Source organism: Streptomyces sp. NBC_01477, assembly GCF_036227245.1.
Lineage (GTDB): Bacteria > Actinomycetota > Actinomycetes > Streptomycetales > Streptomycetaceae > Actinacidiphila.
The window spans coordinates 5,037,717-5,058,901 of the sequence record NZ_CP109445.1; the positions used below are offsets into that span (position 1 = coordinate 5,037,717).

Here is a 21,185-nt window from a genome sequence, read left to right on the forward strand (position 1 = left end):
GGGGCTGGGAAGTGCACGCTGGCGGCAGCGAGGAGGTCGAGCATCAGCGCAGGTCGTCCACCAACAGGTCGAGCGTGGCCTCTTCATGGAGGGCGATGCTCAGTGCCTCCATAGTCGGCGCGAGATCGGTGTCCCAGCCGGCGTCGACAGGCCGTCCTGTGAGCGGGAGTTGCGGGACACCCTGGGCCTGAGTGCGGGCGGCGAGTCGTTCGTAGTCCTCGGCGCTCATCCGCCACGGGCGGGCGTCGTGGCGCCGGATGATCCGGTTGGCCAACGTGATCCCCGGCCAGTCGAAATCGCCGTGGTAGGCGAAGCGGCAGTCCGTGGCGGCGAGGACGTCGAGGAGGGTGAGGACCACGGTGGAGGCGCTGCCTGACGTGCAGACCAGCGGCTGCGTGCAGGCTGCGTCGGCCGCGGCCTCCAGCACCCGGGGGTTCTCGCATATACGGATGAGCGTGCCCGGGGCCATGGTCAGCTCCAGAGTGTGCAGATCGCGCAGGGTGAGATGGGTCTCGGCATGATTGTCGGCCCTGTCCCGCAGGGCCTGCTCGCGCCAGCCGGCGCCCTCCGGGCGCAGGCCGTAGGCGAGGACGGTGCTGGAGACCTCGTCCGGACTGACGCCGGCCAGCCGCCACAGTGCGCGTCGTCCGGCGGCGCCCTCCGAAACTTCCGCGCCATGGGCGAGTGCGATGCCCCGTTGTACGAGCCGGGCGAGCCACGTGCCGTCATCCAGTCCGTGCGCCGACCCCGTCGCCTCGCTGGCGATCTCGCCTCGGCCGCGCGCGGCCGTTCGCATCGGGCCGAGCAGCATGACGAGGATGTGGAGGGCTTGGTGGAGGCTGCGGATCGCGGTGTCGGGAGTCACTCCGCGGGGCACGCCCGCCCGCCGGAGCCCGTCGTACCACTGCTGCGCCCACGCCTCGTCGGCGAGAGGTGAAGAGCTCAGCGCTTCGGACAGTGAGGACCATACGTGTTCGCGGCGCGCGACGGCGTCCGCGCGCACTGCACGCCGGTCGGTCAGGGGCGGTCCGAGCGCCTGGACGACTGCCACCAGACCGGCTCCGGCGGCCGAGGTGCGAAGGCGGGTGTCGAGTTCGGCGAGCCGCACGGTCGCCTCCGCGCCCGTGAGGGTCCTGCCCAGGAGCTGCGACAGGGCCGTCCGCTCGGACGGGTCCAGGCCGGTGAGCCTGAGTGTTCCGGTCGCTTGCAGCCCGTTGCGCTCCAGGCGGGCGCGCAGGCCGGTCCATAGCCGCTGGAGACCTGGTCCGGCGAGCCAGGTTCGCGTCTCCGCGGGGATCGTGCTCATACGGACACCAGCCGTCGGTTCCGGCCGTTCCACGTGTAGTGGAGGGTGGCCACACCGCGGACGTGGGGGTCGCGCAGGCACTCGTAGATGTGCAGGGAGGGGACGTCGGCCCAGTTGCCCATGAGGCGTTCGCTGGTCAGGACGAAGTCCAGGTCGAGGTCGACGAGGATGCGCCCGAGCCGTGCGTGGGTCGGCTCATCGACCTTGGCGAAGGCGTCGTCGAGCAGGATCAGCCGCGGCGCGTGCGGGGTGGATTCGCCGAGGGTGGTGAAGTGCGAGGCGGCCGCGGCGAACAGGACGAGGTAGGAGAGCACGCGCTGCTCGCCCTGGCTCAGGCCGGTGCGGCCGGTAAGCGGCCGCCTACGACCCGGCCGCGCCTCCTCGACGACGAAGGTATGGAAGCGGAACCAGCCCCGGTAGTCGAGTGCTGTGCGCAGGTGTGCGGAGTAGCCGGCCGCCGGGTCGGCCCTGCGAGCGTCCTCGATCCGGCGTTGCAGCACCTCGCGCAGTCGTTCCGTCTGCTCGCGAGTGCGCAGGCCCGACGGGCTGCGCAGCAGTTCCACGGCGGCGCGCACATCGGCGTCCACGTCCTCGTGCAGCTTCCACTGCAGCTCGACCCCGAGGCCGTGTGACGTCCGGACCGTCCTGAGAGTGTCGTTGAGAGCGGTGACGAGACCGGCGGCCGCGATGACCTGGGCGGACAGGTGGTCGCCGAGTTCGCCGGTGAGGAAGCGCTGGAACACCTCGCTTTCGCGCTCGGTCAGCCGGCCGCGGGCCTCGGCTGCCTGCTCGCCGATCCGCAGCCCGACGACGGCGACGTCGTGCGAGCCGTGGTCGTCGAGGAGGCGGCAGACCTTGATGCCGTCCTTTTCGAGCAGTTGCGCGTCGTAGCCGCCGGCCAGCGCGTCGCGCAGGGTGGTGTAGCGGTTCATAAGGGTGCTGTCCGACACGTCGCGGGCCGGTCGCCCCAGCCCCGCGCTCACGGCGTCGGCGACCTGCCTGAGCATCCGGATCCTGCCGCGGACGTCGGTCTCGGGCAGGTCGGCGTCTCCGGTCGGGAGCGAGGCAGTCTCCAGCCCGGCTCCCCTCGTCACGTCTGTTCGCCCCAGCGCGCCGTGCAACGCATTCCCTGCCGCGATCACCGCGGACTCCTGACGCGCCAGGTCCTCTCTCAGCCGCGTCTCCTTCTCCTCCGACCGCACGCGCCCGTCACGCGCGCGTTCTGCTGCGTGCTGCGCGGCGGGTAGGGCGCGGGAGGCCGCATCGATCCGTGACGTGGCGGCTGCCTCGCGGGCCAGGACCTCGCTCTCGGACGAGCCGACCGCCTTCTCCAGCGTCGCCAGACGGGAACGGGCCGGACGCAGTTCGTCCATCCGGGACCGGTAGTCCACCTCGGCGCTGAGGCGGTCCTCGCGGGCGCTGCCGTACGTCGCCCGCGCAGTCTGGTCGTCACTGAGCGACTCGGATACACGGTGGACGGTCTTGGACAGTCGCCCGAGCCCGCCGAGCACGACCGTCAGGGCGGTGGTGGCACGGGCCAGGGCCTCGGTGCCGCCCGGTAGGTCGTTCGCGGTCGCAGCGGCTTCGGCCGCCGTACGGGCCTGCACCGCGGCGGTGCGCAAATCGTCTGCCTTGCGAGCCGCAGCCGAGACCTTCCCCGTCAGGTCCTCTACCGCGGTCTCTCTTCCGGCTGTCTCCGCCCAGGCGCCGGACAGCCGCCGGGAGGGCGGGAATCGGCGCACGGCGTCGTCGAGGGCCGTGCGGCGCAGATCGACGCCCGCCAGTTGTTCCTGGACCTCGGAGAGCTGGACGCTCACCTCGGCAATCCGAGCGTCCAGCTCGGCAAGCTGCCGTCGCCGCGTCTCGGCACGCACGGCCGCCCCCACGAACTGCGCGGCGGGTTTGACGCTGCGCCCGCTGAGCGCGCCGAGACGCCAACTGCCGTCCCAGTAGACGGCACTTGCCGTACGAGACTCTTCTCCGCGTGTCAGGGAGACCGACGACAGCACGTGCGCGATCCGCTCCACGGCGACGCCGGTGCCGGTCGCGTCCACCGGGCGCAGAGCTGCCGCCAGGCTCGGGCCTGCAACTGTCGAGGCGTGAGGATCGAGGAGGGTGTCGAGCGTGCCGGCGTCGAGAACGGTCCCGTCGGCAGTGACCCATGCGTCCAGCAGTCCGCTTGCCTGGAGTGCGGCTTCGAGGTGGGCTTGCTGGGTGTCGGAGAGTCCGTCCGCGAAGTCGACCAGCCGGTAGAAGGGCGCACCTGTCCCCTCCTGCCGGGCGGCCCGGCGATGCGGTGGCGGAGGGGGAGTGGGGTCAGGTAGCCGTTCCCACTCGCGCCGCTGCTCGGCCAGGCTGTCGAGGGTGGTGCGCAACTGTCGGGTCTCGACGGCGAGGTGGTCGCGTGCACCGGACAGCTGACTGGCGCATGGAGTGAGAACGAGGTGGGCGGCCTCGGCGGCCTGGGCGTCGATCTCCGCCGGCAGGGTCCGGTCTGCGAAGGGAGCGTCGGGCGCCGGGGCGACCGCAGTCAGGGCCAGGATCCCGCCGAGGTCGGGGCAGTCGGGGGCGAGCGCGGCGTCCAGGCGTTCCGCCCACCTCGCGACCTCCTGCCGGTACGTGGTGCTCTCCGCCACCACGCGCGTGCGGGCCGTCTCCAGGTGGGCAGTCGTTTCCTGGAGCTCCTGCTCGTAGCGCTCCCGCTCGGCGTCCGCACCGGCCGCTTCGGCGAGTGCCCTGCGGGCCTCGGCGAACAGCCGTTGCACCTCGGCGACCGCGCGCTGGCGGTTGGCTGCGACACTCCTGCCCGCTTCCAGCTGCCGGCGCCATGCGTCCAGTGCCGCCGACGTGGCGACGGTGTCAAGGGCGGTGACACGCTCGTGGCGCACGATGTGCTGCCCGCCGTCGGCGTCGAGCACCTCGACGGTGCGCGGTCCGTCGAGCTCGGTCTGCCGCGAGGACACGGCCTCACCGAGATGCGCGGCGGGCAGTCCGGCCTTCTCGGCGTCCGACAGCAGCTCCCGGTGGTCGGACCCGATGTCCTTGAGGCGGTCCGCCGCTTGCCGGAGTTCTCCGGCAAGCCGCTCCGCAGTGCCCTTCTCCGCCCGGTGGGCGTTCAGTAGAGCCGAGCAGGACGTCACGGCTGCGGTGTGCAACGCCCGGACGGTCGCGCGGCGTTCCGACAGCTCCTGCACACTGCGGTACCCGTCGCTGCTCTGTACCGCGGCGAGTTCGTCCTGGGCCGCCTCCCGCTCCTCCGAGATGTCCGCCAGCCGCTGCACCGCCAGGCTTTCAGCATCCCGCAGCGCGCTGACCTCCTTGGCCGCGTCCCCGGCTCTTCTGCGCCATTCAGCGAGCACGTCCAATTCACCGAGGACCGCCTGGGAGGCTTTGCGCAGGACCCCTGACAGGTAGCCGCGGTACTCGCCGAGGAAGGTGTGGAGCGCCGCGTCCGTCTTCTCGAGCCGACCCAGCTCGGTGCGGACGGCGTCCAGGTCGTGCAGGTTGCGTGCGACCTTCTCCACGACCTCGTCATCCAGCCCGGGCAGCGTCTCGCTCAGCAGGGTGACAAGGCCGCCGGACTCGATGCGGTCACCCACCGTCGGGCGGCGCAGCCGGTGGAGGAGCTGGGTGAGGTTGCGGAAGCGTGTCGTGTCGGTGATCCCGAAAAGCTCGCGGGCGACCCGGGTGCGGTGCTCGACGGCCCGCTCCGTCACGTTGTCGGCGCCGACGCGCTCCTTCAGCTTCTCCACCGGCAAGGGCTGGCCCGCTTCCACCAGATGCAGGTCCTCGCCCACCCGGAGAGGTGTGACGAAGAACGCCGGGACGGCCCTGCCGGTTGACTTCGACGCCCGGATCGCCGCACCCAGCGTGAGGAACTCCTCCTGGCCGCCGGCCTCGTCCGCCGGCCTGCGGAACTCGACCCAGAGATACCCCGCGCGGTTGGTCTGCTCCACGCCGTCCAGCATCAGCCAGACGAGCGTGGTGCGGCCCGTCCCCGTCGCGTCGAGCGCACGGGCGTCGCCGTCGAGCAGGTAGGGCAGCAGCATCTCCAGGGCCTTGGATTTGCCCGCGCCGTTCTTGCCGCGCAGCAGCAGCCTGCCGTCGCCGAAGGCGAAATCCTGCTCGTCGTACTGCCAGACGTTGCGGATGCCGGCCCGGTGGAGCCGGAACCGGCGTGCGGCTGCCGCCGGAGCCGGACGGGGGGCGGGGACCGTGGGGAGGTCGGCGTTCATGAAAGAGGCTCCTGATGTCCGTCGATGGCGGCAACCGTTCGCTGGGCGGGCCGCACGGTGACCTGTGCGGCATACCTGGCCGCGGCGGCCAGCAGCACCAGGCCGCTGCCGGAAGCCCGCGCACCGGATACGTCGGTCACGGGCCGGCCCTCAGGCACGGCATCGTCGTATTCCTCGGGGAGACCGGCGCCTTGGGACCGCAGCACGCCGTCACGGGCCACGAGCCGCATCCGGACCAGCAGGTCAACGACGGCCGCGCCCAGGGCCGGCGGACTCTCCACGAGTTCGCGCTTCCAGTTGCTGCGCCGCCCGTACGAAACGACGACCTCCGCCAGGATCTCGTCGATCAGCCCGTCCGGGATCGGTACGCCGATGACGAGGTGGCCACCGGTCGCGGGATGGCCGGGGCTGTCGGGACGCAGTCTCTCCACCATTTCACCCAGCGCGAGCAGGGCGGCTTGCGCCACCGTCCCGCTGCCCGGGAAGTTCACGTCGGACAGCTCGTCCTCGGGGTCCACCAAGGCGGCGCCCTCAGCCCTGATCTCCGCCTCCAGGCCGAGCAGTTCGGAGAACGCCTGGGCCTCCCGGCGCTGCCGGGTACGCAGCCAGTCGCGTTCGGCGTCGGTCAACTCGTCGAGGAGGACGACGGGCGTCTCCACGAGCATCCGTCGCACGTACGTACGCGGCCCGCCGAAGCCCGGGTCGGCCGCCCGCCGCACGAGGTCGGTCCCGCTCGTGCTCTGCGTGAGCGGGCCGGCGACCACCGCGCGGGCCATCTCCCGATCCACCGAGATCAGGGCCTCGCCGCCGTCCTCCTGCTCGACGGCCCCGACGCTCCCCTCCGTCTCGGCGAGCACACCCCAGTCGACCAGCTGCCGAAGAGCGGCGCCCAGCGTGCGCTTCTGGGTGGCCCTGCCGACGTCCTCCCACTCCACGCCGGCGTCGGCCGCCGCCGCCTTGATGTCGGCGACGAGCTGGGACAACAGCATCTGCTCGGGTGCCGTGACCAGCACGGACAGAGCGAGGGCCACGCAGGCGTAGGTGCGCGGGGTGAAGGGGGTGCCACTGGACCGCTCCAGCCGGTGGCCCGCCCCTTGTCCCAGGCCCGCCTTGAACAGCCGGGCGTAGGAGGTGTCAACGAGCAGCCGGTACCCGAGAACCTGCTGGAAGCGCTGGGTGAGCCAGTCCGCGTGGCGACGGATCAGAGGGAAGAGGTCCGCGTGCGGGCCGTCCGCGGTCACCAGCGGATGGGCGAGCAGCAACCGTCCCGCACTGCGGCGTTCGGCCGCGAGGGCGACGTCATGAGCCGAGGGCAGGGTCACGATGCGCTCGCCCGCGCTTCGAAGGTTGCGCGGTCTGCTACTCCCACCACCGAGAGGTCCAGGCCGTCGAGGATGAGGTCGCCATCGGCCGCACGCAGCACGGTCGAGAATCCGGCCACGGACCGGACGGTGAGACGTACGCCCAGCTCGACGTCCTCGCTGCTGGCTCCCTCCACTGCGAAACCACGTTCCTGCGCGGAGTCGCTTCCGCCGCGGCGAAGTTGGGCGTTGCCCAAGGCCGTGGCGAGCAGTTCCAGCAGCAGCGACAGGGCAGCCGAGGTAAGCCGTATGTGTGCGAAGCGGCCAGAGGCGCTGCGCAGCTCCTGCGCGGCCGCACGTCTGGCCTCCGCCTGGGCACGGGCCGCCTCCGCCAGCCGCAGTTTCTGCTCGGAATGGTTCTCCACCGCCGAGGCCCTGCCCCGCTGGGCGCGGGAGCCCCGCTCCCGCAGGGCCACCGGTACCTCTACGACCGGGCCGGTCCACCAACTCGTGTACGCGGGAACCGCCTCGTCGGCCGCCGGCGGAATCCCGAGGTGCCGGGCGCCGTAGAGGCCGAAGGCTGCGACCGCGATGTCGTGCGCATCCTCCGGAGTGGCGTCGTCGAACCAACGGGCCAGCCGCAACAGATCCTTCCGCCGCGACATCTCTCCCGACGCCGAGCGCAGCATCCGCTTGGCGTTGGCGAGCAGCGACTGCAGCGCGCGGAGGGTGGCGTCTCGAAGCTGGTCGACCTGGCTCCCCCGCCCCTCCAGGTCGCTGAACCACCCCCGCAGTCCCTCCCAGTCCGCCAGCTCACGGCCGCGGCTGCGCTGGACCCTGGCCGCGGACTCCCCGCGCGCGGCCGGCGGGACACCCAAGAGGCCCTGGCTGTGGGCGTCGAGCTGCTTGAGCAGGCCGGGAAGGTGCGGCCATAGCCGGTCAAGCGCTGCCGCGATCCTCGGCGCGCGGAAGGACACGTCCTCGGTGATGGCCTCGACGTAGTCGAGCAGCAGCTCCTTGAAACCCTGGTACTCGGCAGAGTCCAGGTCGTACCGGGCCAGCACCTGGCCCAGGTAGGCATAGAAGTCCCGTACGGAGTCGGCGAACTCGGCGAACTGCACGAAGAGGGTGCTGATGCGCTCCAGCGCGTCCTGCGGCTCCGCGCCGCCCACCCCTACCACCGACTCGGCGAGCTCATGCAGCCCGCGCTCGACGAGGGCCAGCAGCTCGCTGCTGACCTCACGCGCCGTGTCCGCACTCGCGAGCATCTCGTCGGCGTCCCGCTGGATGCGCTCGCCCAACTTCGAGAGCTGGTAGCGGGACCGAGCCCGCTGGTATTCGCTGATGCTGGACGCCTTGACGGTGTGCGTGCTCGGTAGGAGATTGCCCCACTTCACCAGCTGATCCAGCCGCGTGGCGAGCGTGTCGGCGTCCAACGCGGCCGCCGGCCCACCGACCGCTTCAAGCCTCTCCCGCACGTCTGGCACGGCCAGGTCGGCCAAGAGGGTCCCGCAGAAGACCCGCATGATCGCTATGTGCTCCAGCCGCTCGGGCGCGCTCAGGTAGGCGTACGCCGTCAGCCGCTGCCACGCCCCGTCGCGCTCGGCTTGCGCCGAAGGGGCTTCTTGTGACGGTTCCTCCATGCAAACGAGGCTACGCACCGCCACTGACACGGGTGGCCGCTTCGAACGAAGTCTCCTCGCCTGCTCGAGTGGCCGCCGGCGCTCAGCCGCGGGCCAGCTGCCCCCAACCCGGCCACCGCGCACCGCCCGGACGGGCACGCCGAGGGGCGAAGGGGTTGCGGGCGGGGCGCCGAACGTGAGCGGGCCGGTGGCGACAGTTCTGGATCCACGAACTCTTCGTCCCGAATGAGGCCATGATCTCTACCTGACCTGCGGGATTCGGGAAACCGCAGGTCAGGGGGTGGGTGGGGGTTGGTCTGAGCGGGTCTCGGGAGGCGGCTTTTCCATGATCGTCTCCCAATTTTCTCCCAGAGATCGGGATCCTTACCTGCCTGATCGTGCGGTCCCCACGCGTGGGAGGGGGCGGTCAGAGCTTCGCGACCATGGCGCGGTCGCCGCAGAGCTTGCGCAGTCGGAAGGGAAGATCGTGACCGCCCCGGCTGCCGCAAAGCCACGGCCGCCAGGGCTACATCGACGCCGTACTTGTGGCCGTGAGAAGCGGCGCCGTGGAGGAGGTCGATGGCAGCTTGCAAGTCGCGGCTGCATGCAACCTGAGCGGAGGTCGGTGACTTCGCGCTTTTCACGCTAAGTCAGGATGCTTATATGTAGAGTTACTTCGTGTCTTGGTAGGCGCTGGCTTCAGCGTCTGCAGTCGCAGCGCCGCTCGAGCAGAAAGCCGCTGCAAAGAACCAACTTACGACAAGGGGAGGGGCTCCCAGTGGACGCGCATCCTATGAGCCTGTACGAGCTCTTCGGGCCAGACCAGCGACTCATAGTGCCGATCTTCCAACGGCCCTACGTCTGGACCGAGGACAGGAACTGGCGCCCCATGTGGGATGACGTCGCCTCCTTGGCCAACCGGAGGCTCGCTGGCGATGACGTTCACCGGCACTTCCTCGGTGCTGTTGTACTCGACCAGTTGAAGACGCCCACCGGCTCCATGCCCGCACGGCAGGTAATCGATGGTCAACAGCGTCTGACTACGCTGCAGGTTCTCTTGGCTGCGGTCCGCGACGTCGCAATCGAACTTGGGGTGCAGGACAGATACGTGCGCGCCCTTAGGAAGCTCACACTCAACGACGACGACATGACGGATGACCCGTCTGCGGCCTACAAAGTGTGGCCCACGAACAGTGATCGAGAATCCTTCCGCATCATCATGGATGGAGATTTGCGGGGGCAAGCGAATGGTGTGCTCCCTGGCGAAAAGGACGACCTCCAGCTTGTCCAAGCGTATCGATTTCTTCGCGATCAGGCGATCAACTGGGCTGAAGCGTTGGGCTATGAGGGAAGATTGGAGAAGGGATTCGATGCTCTGGTACGCGTCTTGCGTGAGAAGCTTGAGGTAGTAGTCATCGATCTTAAGCCCGACGACAATGCACAGGTCATTTTCGAGAGTCTCAATGATCGCGGTACTCCGCTGCAAGCGTCAGATCTGGTGAAGAACTTTGTATTCCAGACTGCGGAGGAGCAGAATCTGCCGGTGGAGGCGCTTCATCGGGATGTTTGGGCGCATCTGGAGACCCGTGCTTGGCGCCGCGAAATCAGCCAAGGGCGACTTAAGCGACCAAAGCTCGATGTGTTCTTCACTCAATTTCTCACGTCTGAACTCGTAGAGGAAGTGCAGTCGCCTCAGCTCTTCCTTACATTCCGCAAATTGATCCGTGATACCGGCGCTGACATGCCCCGCCTTCTTCAGCACCTACTCACCCAAAGTCGGGTGTATGAACAGTTGACGTCGGAGGAACAGCCGAGCACTCCTGAGGGTCGGTTTCTGCGAAATCTCCATGTTTTAGATGTCAACACCATAATCCCGGTATTGTTGTACCTGGTCACTCGGTTTGCTGAGCATGAACGTGCCGCGGCAGTAGCGGCACTGGATTCTTACCTACTCCGTCGCACTGTATGTCGACAGACGACGAAGAATTACAACCGACTCTTCCTCGAACTTCTTCATGTGCTGAAGGAGAAGGACGATCCGGCAGTGGTGGAAGATTTTTTGCAACGGCAGGACGCAGACTCCGGGTTCTGGCCCAGAGACGCCGATGTTCGCTACGTCTTCCGTTCGCAGCCGCTCTACAAACAGCTCACCCGAGCTCGGTTGCGGTTGTTGCTGGGTGAGTTGGAGGACGAGCTTTATACAGGTAAGACGGAGCGGCAACTGTATACCAGTAAGTTAACAATCGAGCACCTCATGCCTCAGGCATGGGAAACTCATTGGCCGTTGTCTCGCGGCAACTTAAATGGGGCAGAACGGCGACAGAATCTCATCCACACCATCGGTAACCTGACCCTTCTGACGCGAGCTCTAAACCCATCTGTATCCAACGGCGCCTGGGGGAGGAAGCATTCAGAGATTCTGCTTCACAGCGGGCTCTCGTTGAACAGGTCATTGCCATCCGTCTGGGAAGAGGACTGCATTGTTGCGAGAGCCGACCATTTGGCGCAGGTCTTCTGCCGCCGTTGGCCGCGCCCAGATGGCGGAACGGCGACGCCTCCCGTCACTGTGGTACCCGTGGCCGGGCGGGCGGAGGCGGCTAAGAGCAGGCGTGCAGTGGTCGGTCAGGGGTCACGCCGTGACGTCGCCCGTCACATACAAGAGGCTTTCGCCGGCATGCCGATCGGAACCGTCCTCACTCGGGCACAGATAGTTGCGGTGCGTACCTCGCAGTATGAGGCCGGAGAGATCAGTCCCGGAGCAGTGGGGGCACGGCTTCGTAGTGACAACGTGCCTGGTGTGCGCACCGTTCCCGGGTCAAGTCCGCTGGCGGCGCGAAAGACAGGTTGAAAAGGCATTCTGCTCTGGGAGATGGGATCAGCGACTCCGCGGGAATGAGGCGTGACCTGCCCGCTGGGCTGCGGTGATTGGGATACCGCGGGCCGGGGGTGGGTGGCGTGAGCCTCAGGGATCTGGGGCGGCGGTTTCCTGCTGAGCGGCTCCCGCCTTCCTCGACGTGGGCCACAGCTTGACGTGCTCATCCATGTGGTCGGTCATCGGCGTGGGGGTGCGCGCAACAGCTAACAAGTCCATTTTCGCTGGGAGCAGTGTGCGCATGGAGCGAGTGCGCTGACGCCACTTGGTCATCAATCGATCTAAATAGGTCAGATGCGATCAAGTGGTGGCCGGGTGTCGCTTAGGTCCGGCAGTATGCGCTCAGGGTGGGATCTGTCGGAGTATGCCGAATTCGGAGGGGTGTATGGCGATCAACGTGCTGCCAGTGACAGGGGAGCAGCCGGAACTACTCGCTGCAGCCATCGCCCTCGGCGACCGCTACACAAAACGGCTGGGCCTGCTCACGCCGCCCACCTACCGCAAGTATGCCGATGACGGCGGCCTCCTGGTGGCGCTGGACGGGGACGAGGTCGTCGGGTACGCGCTCTTCGGCTTGCCCAAGCGCTACCAGTACGTGCGTCTTGCGCACCTTTGCGTGGCGGAGGAGCGTCGGGGCAACGGGATCGCGGCTCTCTTGATCGCAGAGCTGCGCCGTCTGCAATCGCACCGTTTGGGCATCCGGGCGAGATGTCGACGCGACTACGGGTTGAGTCCCATGTGGAACAGCCTCGGCTTCGTCCCGAAAGGCGAGGGGCTGGGGCGCGGCGGCGACAAGGAGACTCTCGATACGTGGTGGCTCGATCTCGGCCACGACGACCTGTTCACCGAGGTGCAAAGCGATGCGTTGCTGGTCGTGGCGGTCGACCACAGTGTCTTCTCTGGGCTCCAGGGGTCGGGCGACGAGCAGGACATCGAGGAGTCGCGGGCACTGGAGGCCGGCTGGCTCGCGGACCTGATCGAACTTGCCTACACGCCGCAGCTCCTCTTGGACGTACGGGAGATCGAGGACCGGGCGGAGCGGACCCACCTGCGAGCTGGCCTGTCCCGGCTCCGTTCGGCCTCGCCTGAGGACGCTTCGGTGTCCGCGCGCCAGAAAGAGCTGATCGCGGCGCTGGGCAAGCGCATGGCGGATGTGCCGATCGACGACGACATGCGCCGTCGGCTGCGGTACGTGGCCGAGACGGCGGGCGCCGGTCTGCAGGTCCTGGCGACGCGTGATCCCGAGCTTGAGCGACTGACCGACATCGTCTGGGACGTCGCGCGTGTCCGGGTGGTCTCCCCGGCCCTGGTAACCCAGCATGTCGATGAACTCCGCCAAGCCCAGGTCTACCGTCCGGCGGACCTCCTGGGCACCGCGTTCTCGGCTGAGGAGGTAGCCTCCGGAGGCGAGGGGGAGCTGGTCGCCTTCTTCCAGCAGGCGGACGGCGACAACGGGACCGCCTTCGCCGCGCGGTTGGTAGCCCTCGATTCTGACGGGGTGTTGTGGCGCAAGGAGTTGCTGCGGGATGGCAGCGGACACCCGGTGGCTCTGTACGCCTGGGCCATGGACGGGCGCACGTTGAACGTCTCCTTCCTGCGCACGGCTGCACACCGTCTGGAGGAGACCCTCGCCCGGCAGTTGCTCTTCATGCTCAAGCGGCTGGCGCGGGAACGGGGCGCGCAAGTCGTCCGTATCGTGGATCCCCACCTCTCGCCGGCTGCCAGGTCAGCAGCGGGCGCTGACGGATTCATCGAGGACGGGAACGGCTTCACGGCGCTCATCGTGGACGTCTGCGGGTCGGCCGAAGCGGTATCTGAGGCGGCAGAACGGATCGCGGCACGAACTGGGCGTATAACGCCAAGTCTGGGAGCCAAGACATCGCCCGAGATCGTGAGCGTGGCGGAGCGGGCGTGGTGGCCCGCGAAGCTCACCGACACGGCCCTGCCGTCCTTCATCGCACCGGTGAAGCCCCGCTATTCCGCCGAACTCTTCAACGTGCCCGCCATGCTCCTGCCGCGAGCTGACGTGCTCGGGATCAGCCGTGAGCACGTCTACTACCGGTCCGCAGGACATCGCGGTGAGTCGGTCCCCGCACGGATCCTCTGGTACGTCAGCGAGGGGAGCCCCGGGGGGCAGGGCAAGATGGTGATCGGTTGTTCACGCCTGGACGACGTGGTTGTCGGCGATCCCGACACCCTCTTCTCGCGATTCGAACACTTGGGCGTATATGGTCTCCCGGAAGTGCGTAAGCAGGCCCAGCCGACAGGCAGCGTCATGGCGTTGAGGTTCTCGGACACGGAGATTTTTCCTGTACAGGTGGCGTACTCGCGTTTGACCGCGCTGGCTGCAGGGCTCGGACTACCGTTGTCGCTGATCACGCTGTCGAAGATCAGCAACGCACTGTTCCAGGCTGTGTACGAAGAGGGGCACCGAAAGACGTGAGCGATCCGGAGCGCGCGATGCTGCTGTCCGTCCACCCGCGGTTCGCCACGGCGATCCTGGCCGGGACCAAGACGGTCGAGGTGCGTCGGCAACGTGTCGCTGCTCCGCCGGGAACCCCGGTACTCCTCTACGCGACAGCGCCCACGATGGCCATCGTGGGCATGGCACGGATCGCCTCCGTGCAGGTGGCCTCCCCTCGCGAGGTGTGGTCGGCTAGCCGTACGAGCGCCGGGATCACCCGGCGCGAGTACGACGAGTACATGAGTGGGGCGACCAGCGCCAGCGGCCTGTGCCTCGAAGAACCCATCACCTTCGATGCCCCGGTACCGCTGGCCGCGCTCCGGACATCTGGCTCCTTCCACCCGCCGCAGAGTTATCGCTACTTGACTGGGGAGGACCTCCGGACAGTCGCTGCGGTCGCACCAGGCCTTGGGAAGGCGCTGCCAGGCGTTCGAGTAGGAGGTGAGCGGCCTTGGAACCATTGAGAGACGACGACCCGACAACGATCGGCGGCTATGCGCTGGTGTGCCGGATCGGGGACGGCGGCATGGGCCAGGTGTTCCTCGGCGAATCCCCGGCGGGCCACCAGGCCGCGGTGAAGGTCATCAAGCCGTCGATCCTCGACGAGGACACCCGTGTGCGCTTCCGGAGCGAAGTGGAGAGCCTGCGCACCGTTTACGGGCCGTTCGTGGCGGCCTTCGTCGGGGCGGATGCGGACGCTGACCCGCCGTGGCTCGCAGTGGAGTACGTCAACGGGCCGGACCTGCGCAGCTTCGTCGCCGACTACGGCACGCTGCCGCTGGTCGAGACCGCGAGCCTCGGGGCGCTGCTGGCGGAGGGGCTCGGCACGGTCCACGAGGCGGGGCTCCTGCACCGCGACCTGAAGCCGCAGAACATCCTCCTGGCTGCGTACGGCCCCAAGGTGATCGACTTCGGTCTCGCCGTGCTCGCGGAACGGCGGACGGCCTTGACGGCGACCGGCTTCGTCGTCGGGAGCGTGCTGTGCATGCCGCCGGAGCAGGCCCGAGGCGAGCACCAACTGGACCGGTCCGCCGACGTCTACGGTCTGGGTGCGTCGCTGCTGTTCGCCGCGACCGGTCACTATCCGTACGAGGGACGGACCTGGCAGGCCGTCGCGCTGAACATCGAAGACCCGGCGGTGCCGCCTGACCTCACTGGCCTGCCGTCCGAACTCAGGCCGCTGGTCACGGAGATGCTCGCGGCGGACCCCTGCGCCCGGCCGACGCTGCCCGAGGTCACCGAGCGGCTCGTCCGGGTCATCCGCGGCCAGGGCCTGACCGCCTTCCAGGCCAAGCGGCGGCTCACCGACCGCACGCCCGAGCTCGCCCTGCCCCAGCTGCCCCCGCAGCCCTCAGCCGGAGCGGACACCGTCCCCCCGTACACCCCGGCGGTGCTCGACGTCGCCGCGGAAGAGGACGACGAGCAAGCCCCTGCGCCCGAGCCCGACGAGCCCGACGATCCCGACGGGCCCAGGCCCGTCGGCGTGCGCCCCTCCGCGCCGCTGCGCATCGCCGAGCGCATCCGTGCCGGATACGCCCGCGGGGCACGTTTCTGAGCTGCGAGGTTGCCCGCGCTGAAGCGCGCTCGATGCCCTGGCCGCCGTGACAGACTTGGTGGTCGTGGACACGCAGGGCGAACGGGGCAGCAGAAGGGGCCGCAGGTGAGCGATCAGGGGGTGGCGCAGGACGGGACCCGCTTTCCGCCGGGGGCACAGATCCTCGTGCGGGACGAGGAGTGGCTGGTCCGGAACACCACCAACGACCGACTACGACGGGGAGCGGATCGAAGCGGTCGGAGTTTCCGAGTTCGTCCGGAACGAGGAGGCGGTCTTCTTCAGCAAGATCGACTTCGTGGAACTGCTCGACCCGGAGAAGACCGAACTGGTCGCCGACACCTCCTCGTACTTCCGGCGCAGCCGCCTCTTCCTCGAAGCCGTCCTGCGCAAGACCCCACTGCCTCAGTCGGAGCGCGGCCTCGCGCTCACCGACCGCTTCCTGCTCGACCCGCTCGGCTATCAGCAGCGCCCCGCCGAGCTCGCGCTGTCCATGCGCAACCTCCGCCCCCTGGTGCTCATCGCCGACGTCGTGGGCCTCGGCAAGACCCTGGAGATCGGCCTGACTCTCGCGGAGCTCATCCGCCGCGGGCGCGGCGAGCGCATCCTGGTCGTGACTCCACAGAGCATCCTTGAGCAGTTCCAGCACGAGCTGTGGACTCGCTTCTCGATCCCGCTCGTACGGCTCGACTCGTACGGCATCCAGCGCATCCAGCGCGAGATCCCGGCCGGCCGGAACCCGTTCACGCAGTACAAGCGGGTGATCATCTCGGTCGACACGCTCAAGAATATCGGCCAGTACCGGCACCACCTGGAGCGCATCCGCTGGGACGCCGTCGTCATCGACGAGTCCCACAACCTGATCAATCCCGGCAGCCAGCGCCGCGCCCTCGCCGAGACCCTGGCACCGCGCACGGATGCCCTGCTGCTTGCCAGCGCCACCCCGCACAACGGTGACAAGCGCTCCTTCGCCGATCTGATCTCGCTGCTCGATCCGGCCGCCATCGCCGACCACGACCGCTACGACCCGGCGGAGGACCTCGGCCACCTCTATATCCGGCGGACCAAGATCAGCCCCGAGGTGCGGGATGAGATGGGCACGGAGTGGCCCGATCGCGGTCCCACCGTCTCCCTGCACTGCGCGGCCACAGAGGCGGAGGAGCGGATCTTCACCGAGCTGACGGAGCACTGGCTTGCCGCGCCGGGGAGTACGGAGTTCGGGGCGGCCGACCAGGACCGGACCTCCGTCGCCACCGAGCAGATTTTCGCCTACAACCTGCTCAAGCCCTTCCTCTCCTCCCACACCGCCCTCAGTGAGACGGTCGACAACCGCATCGCCAGGCTGGGCGAGCGGGTCCGCAAGGCGACGGAGAAGGGGCTCGCGGCTGACCCTAGGATCGGCCCTGAGCAGGCGGCGCTCGTCCGGCTGCGAGAGATCATCGCGGACATGGGCGACGGCACCGCGCACGGTGACTCCGCCAAACTCGACGCACTCGTGGGGCAGTTGACGCAGATCGGAGTAGGCCCCGGGTCGACCACCCGGGCTGTGGTCTTCTCCGAACGGGTTCGTACGCTCAAGTGGCTGGCCGAGGTTGTTCCCGCCCGGCTGGGCTTTCCGGTCGGCGCCGACGGGACGGCGAAGGCCGTGGCCGTGATGCACGGTGGCCTCAGCGACGACGAGCAGGGCAAGGTCCTCGAGTCGTTCGGCCTCGCCGACACCCCAGTCCGGCTGCTGCTCACCGGGGATGTCGCCTCCGAGGGCGTCAACCTGCACCGGCAATGCCACCACCTGATCCACTACGACATTCCGTGGTCGCTGATCCGCATCGAGCAGCGCAACGGCCGGATCGATCGGTATGGGCAGAAGTACGAGCCCCAGTTCCGCGCGCTGATCCTGACCTCGGCCATCTCCGGCGCCAAGGACGACCGCACTGTCGCTGAGAAGCTGCTGCGCCGGGAGGAGGAGGCACACAAACTGGACGGTACGGCCGAAGCGGTTTCTGGCTACTACCGGGCCGAGGAAGAAGAGCGTCGGCTGATCACGGAATTGGTCAGCGGCGGCACGGTCGAACACTTTCTGGAGTCCGGCCAGGACGACGACGCGGCCCTCGCCGACCTATTCGGCCAGGTGGACACCATCACCGAGCAGGAACTGCCCGCCCGCGCCGAGCTGATCTCCCTCTTCGAGGGCGATACGGCCGAGTTCGTCGCCACCGCGCTCGAAGAGGTCTACAAGGAGCGGGCCGAGGACCTGATCGGCCTGTCGTTCGGCACCGACGCCAAGGGCGGCTCGTACTTTTCGCTATCTCCGGCCAAGGCCCCCGACCTGCTGCACCGCCTCAAGGCCCTACCGCCCGGCTACCTCAAGGAGCAGCGTGTTGCAGAGCGGATGCTGGTTACCTTCGACCGCACCCTCGCGCAGCGAAAACTCACCGAGGCGAGGGACAGCAGCACCACCATGTGGCCGGAGGTCTCTTTCCTCACCGATATCCATCCGGTGGTGGAGTGGCTGACGGACAAGGTCCTCGTGACGTTCGACGCGCAGCAGGCCCCGATCATCACCACACCGCACGTCGACGGACCGGTGTTCCTCGTGCAGGGCATCCACTCCAACGCACTCGGCCGCCCCACCGTGGTGCGCTGGATGGCGGTGAGCGGGCTGAACTCGGGAAATCTGGAGGTGCGGGCCATGGCGGACGCGCTACGCGACGCGAAGGTCGGCCCGCGGCTCGCACGCACCGGCGGCCCGCGCGACCTCGACCGGCTCCAGTCCCTCGTCCCGGCCGCCGTCGCGGCCGCCCGCGGCCACCTGGACGCCGGAAGGGCCCAGTGGGAGGAGCAGATCAGCGAACCGCTCGCCGCCTACCGCGCCCGGCCATGCGCGCTCCCATCGAGAAGTGGATGACGTTCCTCCATCCTGACCAGGTCGCGCTCGTCCGCCGCAACTGGGCCGGCCCTGCGCGGATCAGCGGTCCGGCCGGCACGGGCAAGACGGTGGTCGCCCTGCACCGCACGGCTCACCTGGCACAGCGCACGACGGGCCGCGTCCTGTACGTGACATTCGCGAGCAACCTGCCGCGTGTCCAGCAGACGTTCCTGTCCTCCGTAGCCCCGCACGTCGCCGATCGCGTGGACTTCCACAGCCTGCACGCGTGGGCGCTCGACTTCCTGCGGGCGCGCGGCGTGCAGGTGAACGTGAACGGGGAGAAGGCGGAGACGGCATTCAGCCACGCATGGAGACTGGTCGGCCGCGCGAGCGCTCTGGCCGAACTCGTCCCCCACCCGCAGTACTGGCACGACGAGATCACGTACGTCATCAAGGGCCGTGGCGTCACCACCTTCGCCGACTACGTCACCGTGCGGCGGCCCGGCCGCCGCACGGTGCTCCGGCGCCACCACAAAGAGGCCGTTTGGGCGCTCTACGAGGCGTACGAGTCGCATCGTACGGAGCGCGGAGTCCACGACTTCAACGACCTGTTGTCCCTCGCACTGGCCGAGGTCCAGGAAGGCGCCAGGCCGCCGTACACCGCGGTGATCGCGGACGAGGTCCAGGACCTCACCCTCGTCGGGGCCAGGCTCCTCTACGCCCTGGTCGGCGACGCACCGAATGGCCTGCTGCTGGTGGGCGACGGCCAGCAGGCCGTCTATCCAGGAGGCTTCCGGCTGTCTGACGCGGGCATCGAGGTCCGAGGTGACCGCGGCCAGGCGCTGCGCATCAACTACCGAAACGCCACGGAGATCCTTGAGGCCGCCATGGACGGCGTCGCCGAGAACTTCTTCGAAGACATCGACGGTGAACGCCTGTCGGGGTGCCGTGATGTGGAATCCGAGCACCACGAGGGAGCGGTGGAGCAGATTGAGTGGGCGAAGTCGGAGGAGCATGACAAGGCGCTGATCGAGGCGTTGAACGGCCTCGACGCCGAGCAGCAGGCGGATTCGGCCGTGCTGTGCCCGTCCAGGCGGACCACGGAGCATTACCAGCGGCTGCTCGTCCGGTCCGGCATTCCGGTCTTCCTGCTGGAACGCTATGACGGCCACTCGGTACCCGGCGTGAAACGCGGCAGCTACCAGCGCTCGAAGGGACTGGAGTTCAAGCGCGTCTACCTCCCGCGACACGACGTGGCGATGCCCAAAAGCGAAGGGAACGCGGAGGCCGATCGCGAGCGCCAAGAACTCAGCCGACGCCAGCTTCTCGTGGCGACGACGCGAGCTCGTGACTTCCTCTGGACGGGCAGTGTGACGCCAGCCGGCAGCGCTCAGCCGGGCTGAGCCTGAGAGAGGCCGTTCGTTATGGTGCGGATGTGCGGCGGCCATTCGTTCTTTTCGACCTCGACAACACGCTCGTCGACCGGCAGGGGACGCTCGCGGACTGGGCTGGTGAGTTCGTCTCCCGGCACGGGCTGGGGGACGGGGAGCAGGCGTACGTGCTTGGGGCTGTGGCGGAGCGGGCGTATCCGTCGACCTTTGACACGATCCGTGTCCGCTACCGGCTGGACGCGTCGGCGGAGGAGTTGTGGCGGGCCTACTGCGCGGACATCGCGACCATGCTGTCCTGTCACAGCGAGGTTCTCGGCGGGCTGGACGAACTCCGTCGGGCTGGTTGGCGGGTGGGGGTGGCGACCAACGGGGCGGCGGACATTCAGTGGGCCAAGTTGAGGGCTACCGGGATCGCCGGCCACGTGGATGGGGCTTTTGTCTCGGGGGAGGGCGATGCGCGCAAGCCCGCGGTTCGGCATTTCGCCCTGGCCGCGGAGCGGTGCGGAGCCGTGTTGAGCGACGGCGGTTGGATGGTGGGGGACAATCCCGTCAACGACGTCGGGGGCGGGCACTCGGCGGGGCTGCGCACGATCTGGGTCGCCAACGGCCGGTCTTGGGTGGCGCACGCACCGGCCCCTGAGCACACCGTTTTCGATGCTCGCAGCGCCATCGACCTCCTGCTTCGGCTGGTGGCAGATCACGTAGGGACCGCTTCATGACCGTGACCGTTGGGCTGCTGCATCCGGGCAGCATGGGAGCTGCCTTCGGCGCGCAAATGCGTGCTCGCGGCCACACGATTCTGTGGTGCCCTGACGGTCGTAGCGACGCGACCCGGCTCCGGGCGGAAGACGCCGACCTCCAGCCTGCCGCGCTGGCGGAACTCGTTGCTCGCTCCGAGGTGCTGCTGGCCCTGTGCCCGCCCGCCGCCGCCGAGGAGGTCGCAGCGGCGGTGGCGGCCGTCCGGGCCGCGAGCGCGGACGCGATCTACGTCGAAGCCAACGCGGTGGCGCCGTCACGCGTGCAGCGTGTCGCCGAGCTGCTCGCACCCATGCCGGTGGTCGACGCTGCGGTCGTCGGGTCGCCCCCGGCGGGAGGCAAGACGCCGACCCTCTATCTCGCCTGTGCTTACGCGCAGACCGATCGGATCGTGCAGCTCTTCGCGGGTACGGATATCCAGACGCACGTACTCGGGGATGGCCTTGGCGCGGCCTCCGCCCTGAAGCTCGCCTACACCAGTTACCAGAAGGTCTCCCGCGTGCTGGCCGCTGTGGCGTACGGAGCGGCCGATGCGTACGGCGTCGGGGACGAGCTGCTGGCGATCGCGGCCAAGCGCACCCGCAGCTACCTCGTCGAGACCGACTACATCCCGAAGACCGCTGCTCGGGCCTGGCGCTGGGGTCCGGAGATCGAGGACGCCGCCGGCCTCCTCGCGGACGCAGGGCTGCCGGACTCCCTCATGCACGCGGCTGCCGCGACGCTCGCCCGGTGGGACGGCAACAAAGACCAGCAGCTCACCCTCGTCGAGGCGCTGGAAGCGCTGCGTGGAGAGTCGGACGATCCGACGTGAGCCCACCGG

Annotated in this window: 12 protein-coding genes; 8 read left to right on the forward strand and 4 right to left on the reverse strand. The window is 68.6% G+C overall.

Annotated features, from left to right (window positions below; translation table 11 throughout):
- Nucleotides 1-43: 43 nt before the first annotated feature.
- The 4 genes from OHA86_RS21265 to OHA86_RS21280 are packed head-to-tail and all read right to left on the reverse strand — an operon-like array spanning nt 44 to nt 8,485.
- Entirely contained in the window at nt 44-1,306 is a 1,263-nt protein-coding gene (locus OHA86_RS21265; RefSeq protein ID WP_329177592.1) for a TIGR02679 family protein, read from the reverse strand.
- Complete coding sequence (locus OHA86_RS21270; protein WP_329177593.1) at nt 1,303-5,541, reverse strand: TIGR02680 family protein; 4,239 nt, start codon at nt 5,539-5,541, stop codon at nt 1,303-1,305. The genes OHA86_RS21265 and OHA86_RS21270 overlap by 4 nt, the downstream gene beginning before the upstream one ends.
- A complete protein-coding gene (locus OHA86_RS21275) occupies nt 5,538-6,863 on the reverse strand; it encodes a TIGR02678 family protein (RefSeq protein WP_329177594.1) in 1,326 nt (441 codons plus the stop codon). The genes OHA86_RS21270 and OHA86_RS21275 overlap by 4 nt, the downstream gene beginning before the upstream one ends.
- Nucleotides 6,860-8,485: a TIGR02677 family protein gene (locus OHA86_RS21280; RefSeq protein ID WP_329177596.1), complete on the reverse strand. Its 1,626-nt coding sequence runs from the start codon at nt 8,483-8,485 to the stop codon at nt 6,860-6,862. Before OHA86_RS21280 ends, OHA86_RS21275 begins: the two co-directional genes overlap by 4 nt.
- A 772-nt stretch (nt 8,486-9,257) precedes the next feature.
- Here OHA86_RS21280 and OHA86_RS21290 point away from each other — a divergent pair.
- The 8 genes from OHA86_RS21290 to OHA86_RS21325 all read left to right on the forward strand — a co-directional run bounded on the left by OHA86_RS21290 (nt 9,258) and on the right by OHA86_RS21325 (nt 21,176).
- On the forward strand, nt 9,258-11,312 hold the full coding sequence (locus tag OHA86_RS21290; RefSeq protein WP_329177598.1) for a DUF262 domain-containing protein: 2,055 nt from the start codon (nt 9,258-9,260) through the stop codon (nt 11,310-11,312).
- Between the two features lie 409 nt (nt 11,313-11,721).
- Nucleotides 11,722-13,779 carry a GNAT family N-acetyltransferase gene (locus OHA86_RS21295; protein WP_329177600.1) on the forward strand — a complete coding sequence of 686 codons (2,058 nt, stop codon included), beginning with the start codon at nt 11,722-11,724 and terminating at the stop codon, nt 13,777-13,779.
- Entirely contained in the window at nt 13,776-14,264 is a 489-nt protein-coding gene (locus OHA86_RS21300; protein WP_329177601.1) for an ASCH domain-containing protein, read from the forward strand. The genes OHA86_RS21295 and OHA86_RS21300 overlap by 4 nt, the downstream gene beginning before the upstream one ends.
- Entirely contained in the window at nt 14,252-15,355 is a 1,104-nt protein-coding gene (locus tag OHA86_RS21305) for a serine/threonine-protein kinase (protein WP_329177602.1), read from the forward strand. Before OHA86_RS21300 ends, OHA86_RS21305 begins: the two co-directional genes overlap by 13 nt.
- Before the next feature lie 295 nt (nt 15,356-15,650).
- Nucleotides 15,651-18,257, forward strand: coding sequence for an SNF2-related protein (locus tag OHA86_RS21310; RefSeq protein ID WP_329177604.1), 2,607 nt, complete (start codon nt 15,651-15,653; stop codon nt 18,255-18,257).
- Entirely contained in the window at nt 18,230-19,621 is a 1,392-nt protein-coding gene (locus OHA86_RS21315; RefSeq protein ID WP_329177606.1) for a UvrD-helicase domain-containing protein, read from the forward strand. The genes OHA86_RS21310 and OHA86_RS21315 overlap by 28 nt, the downstream gene beginning before the upstream one ends.
- A 32-nt stretch (nt 19,622-19,653) precedes the next feature.
- Nucleotides 19,654-20,328, forward strand: a complete 675-nt coding sequence (locus OHA86_RS21320; protein ID WP_329177608.1) for an HAD family hydrolase — start codon at nt 19,654-19,656, stop codon at nt 20,326-20,328.
- On the forward strand, nt 20,325-21,176 hold the full coding sequence (locus OHA86_RS21325) for a DUF1932 domain-containing protein (protein ID WP_329177610.1): 852 nt from the start codon (nt 20,325-20,327) through the stop codon (nt 21,174-21,176). Before OHA86_RS21320 ends, OHA86_RS21325 begins: the two co-directional genes overlap by 4 nt.
- Nucleotides 21,177-21,185 lie beyond the last annotated feature (9 nt).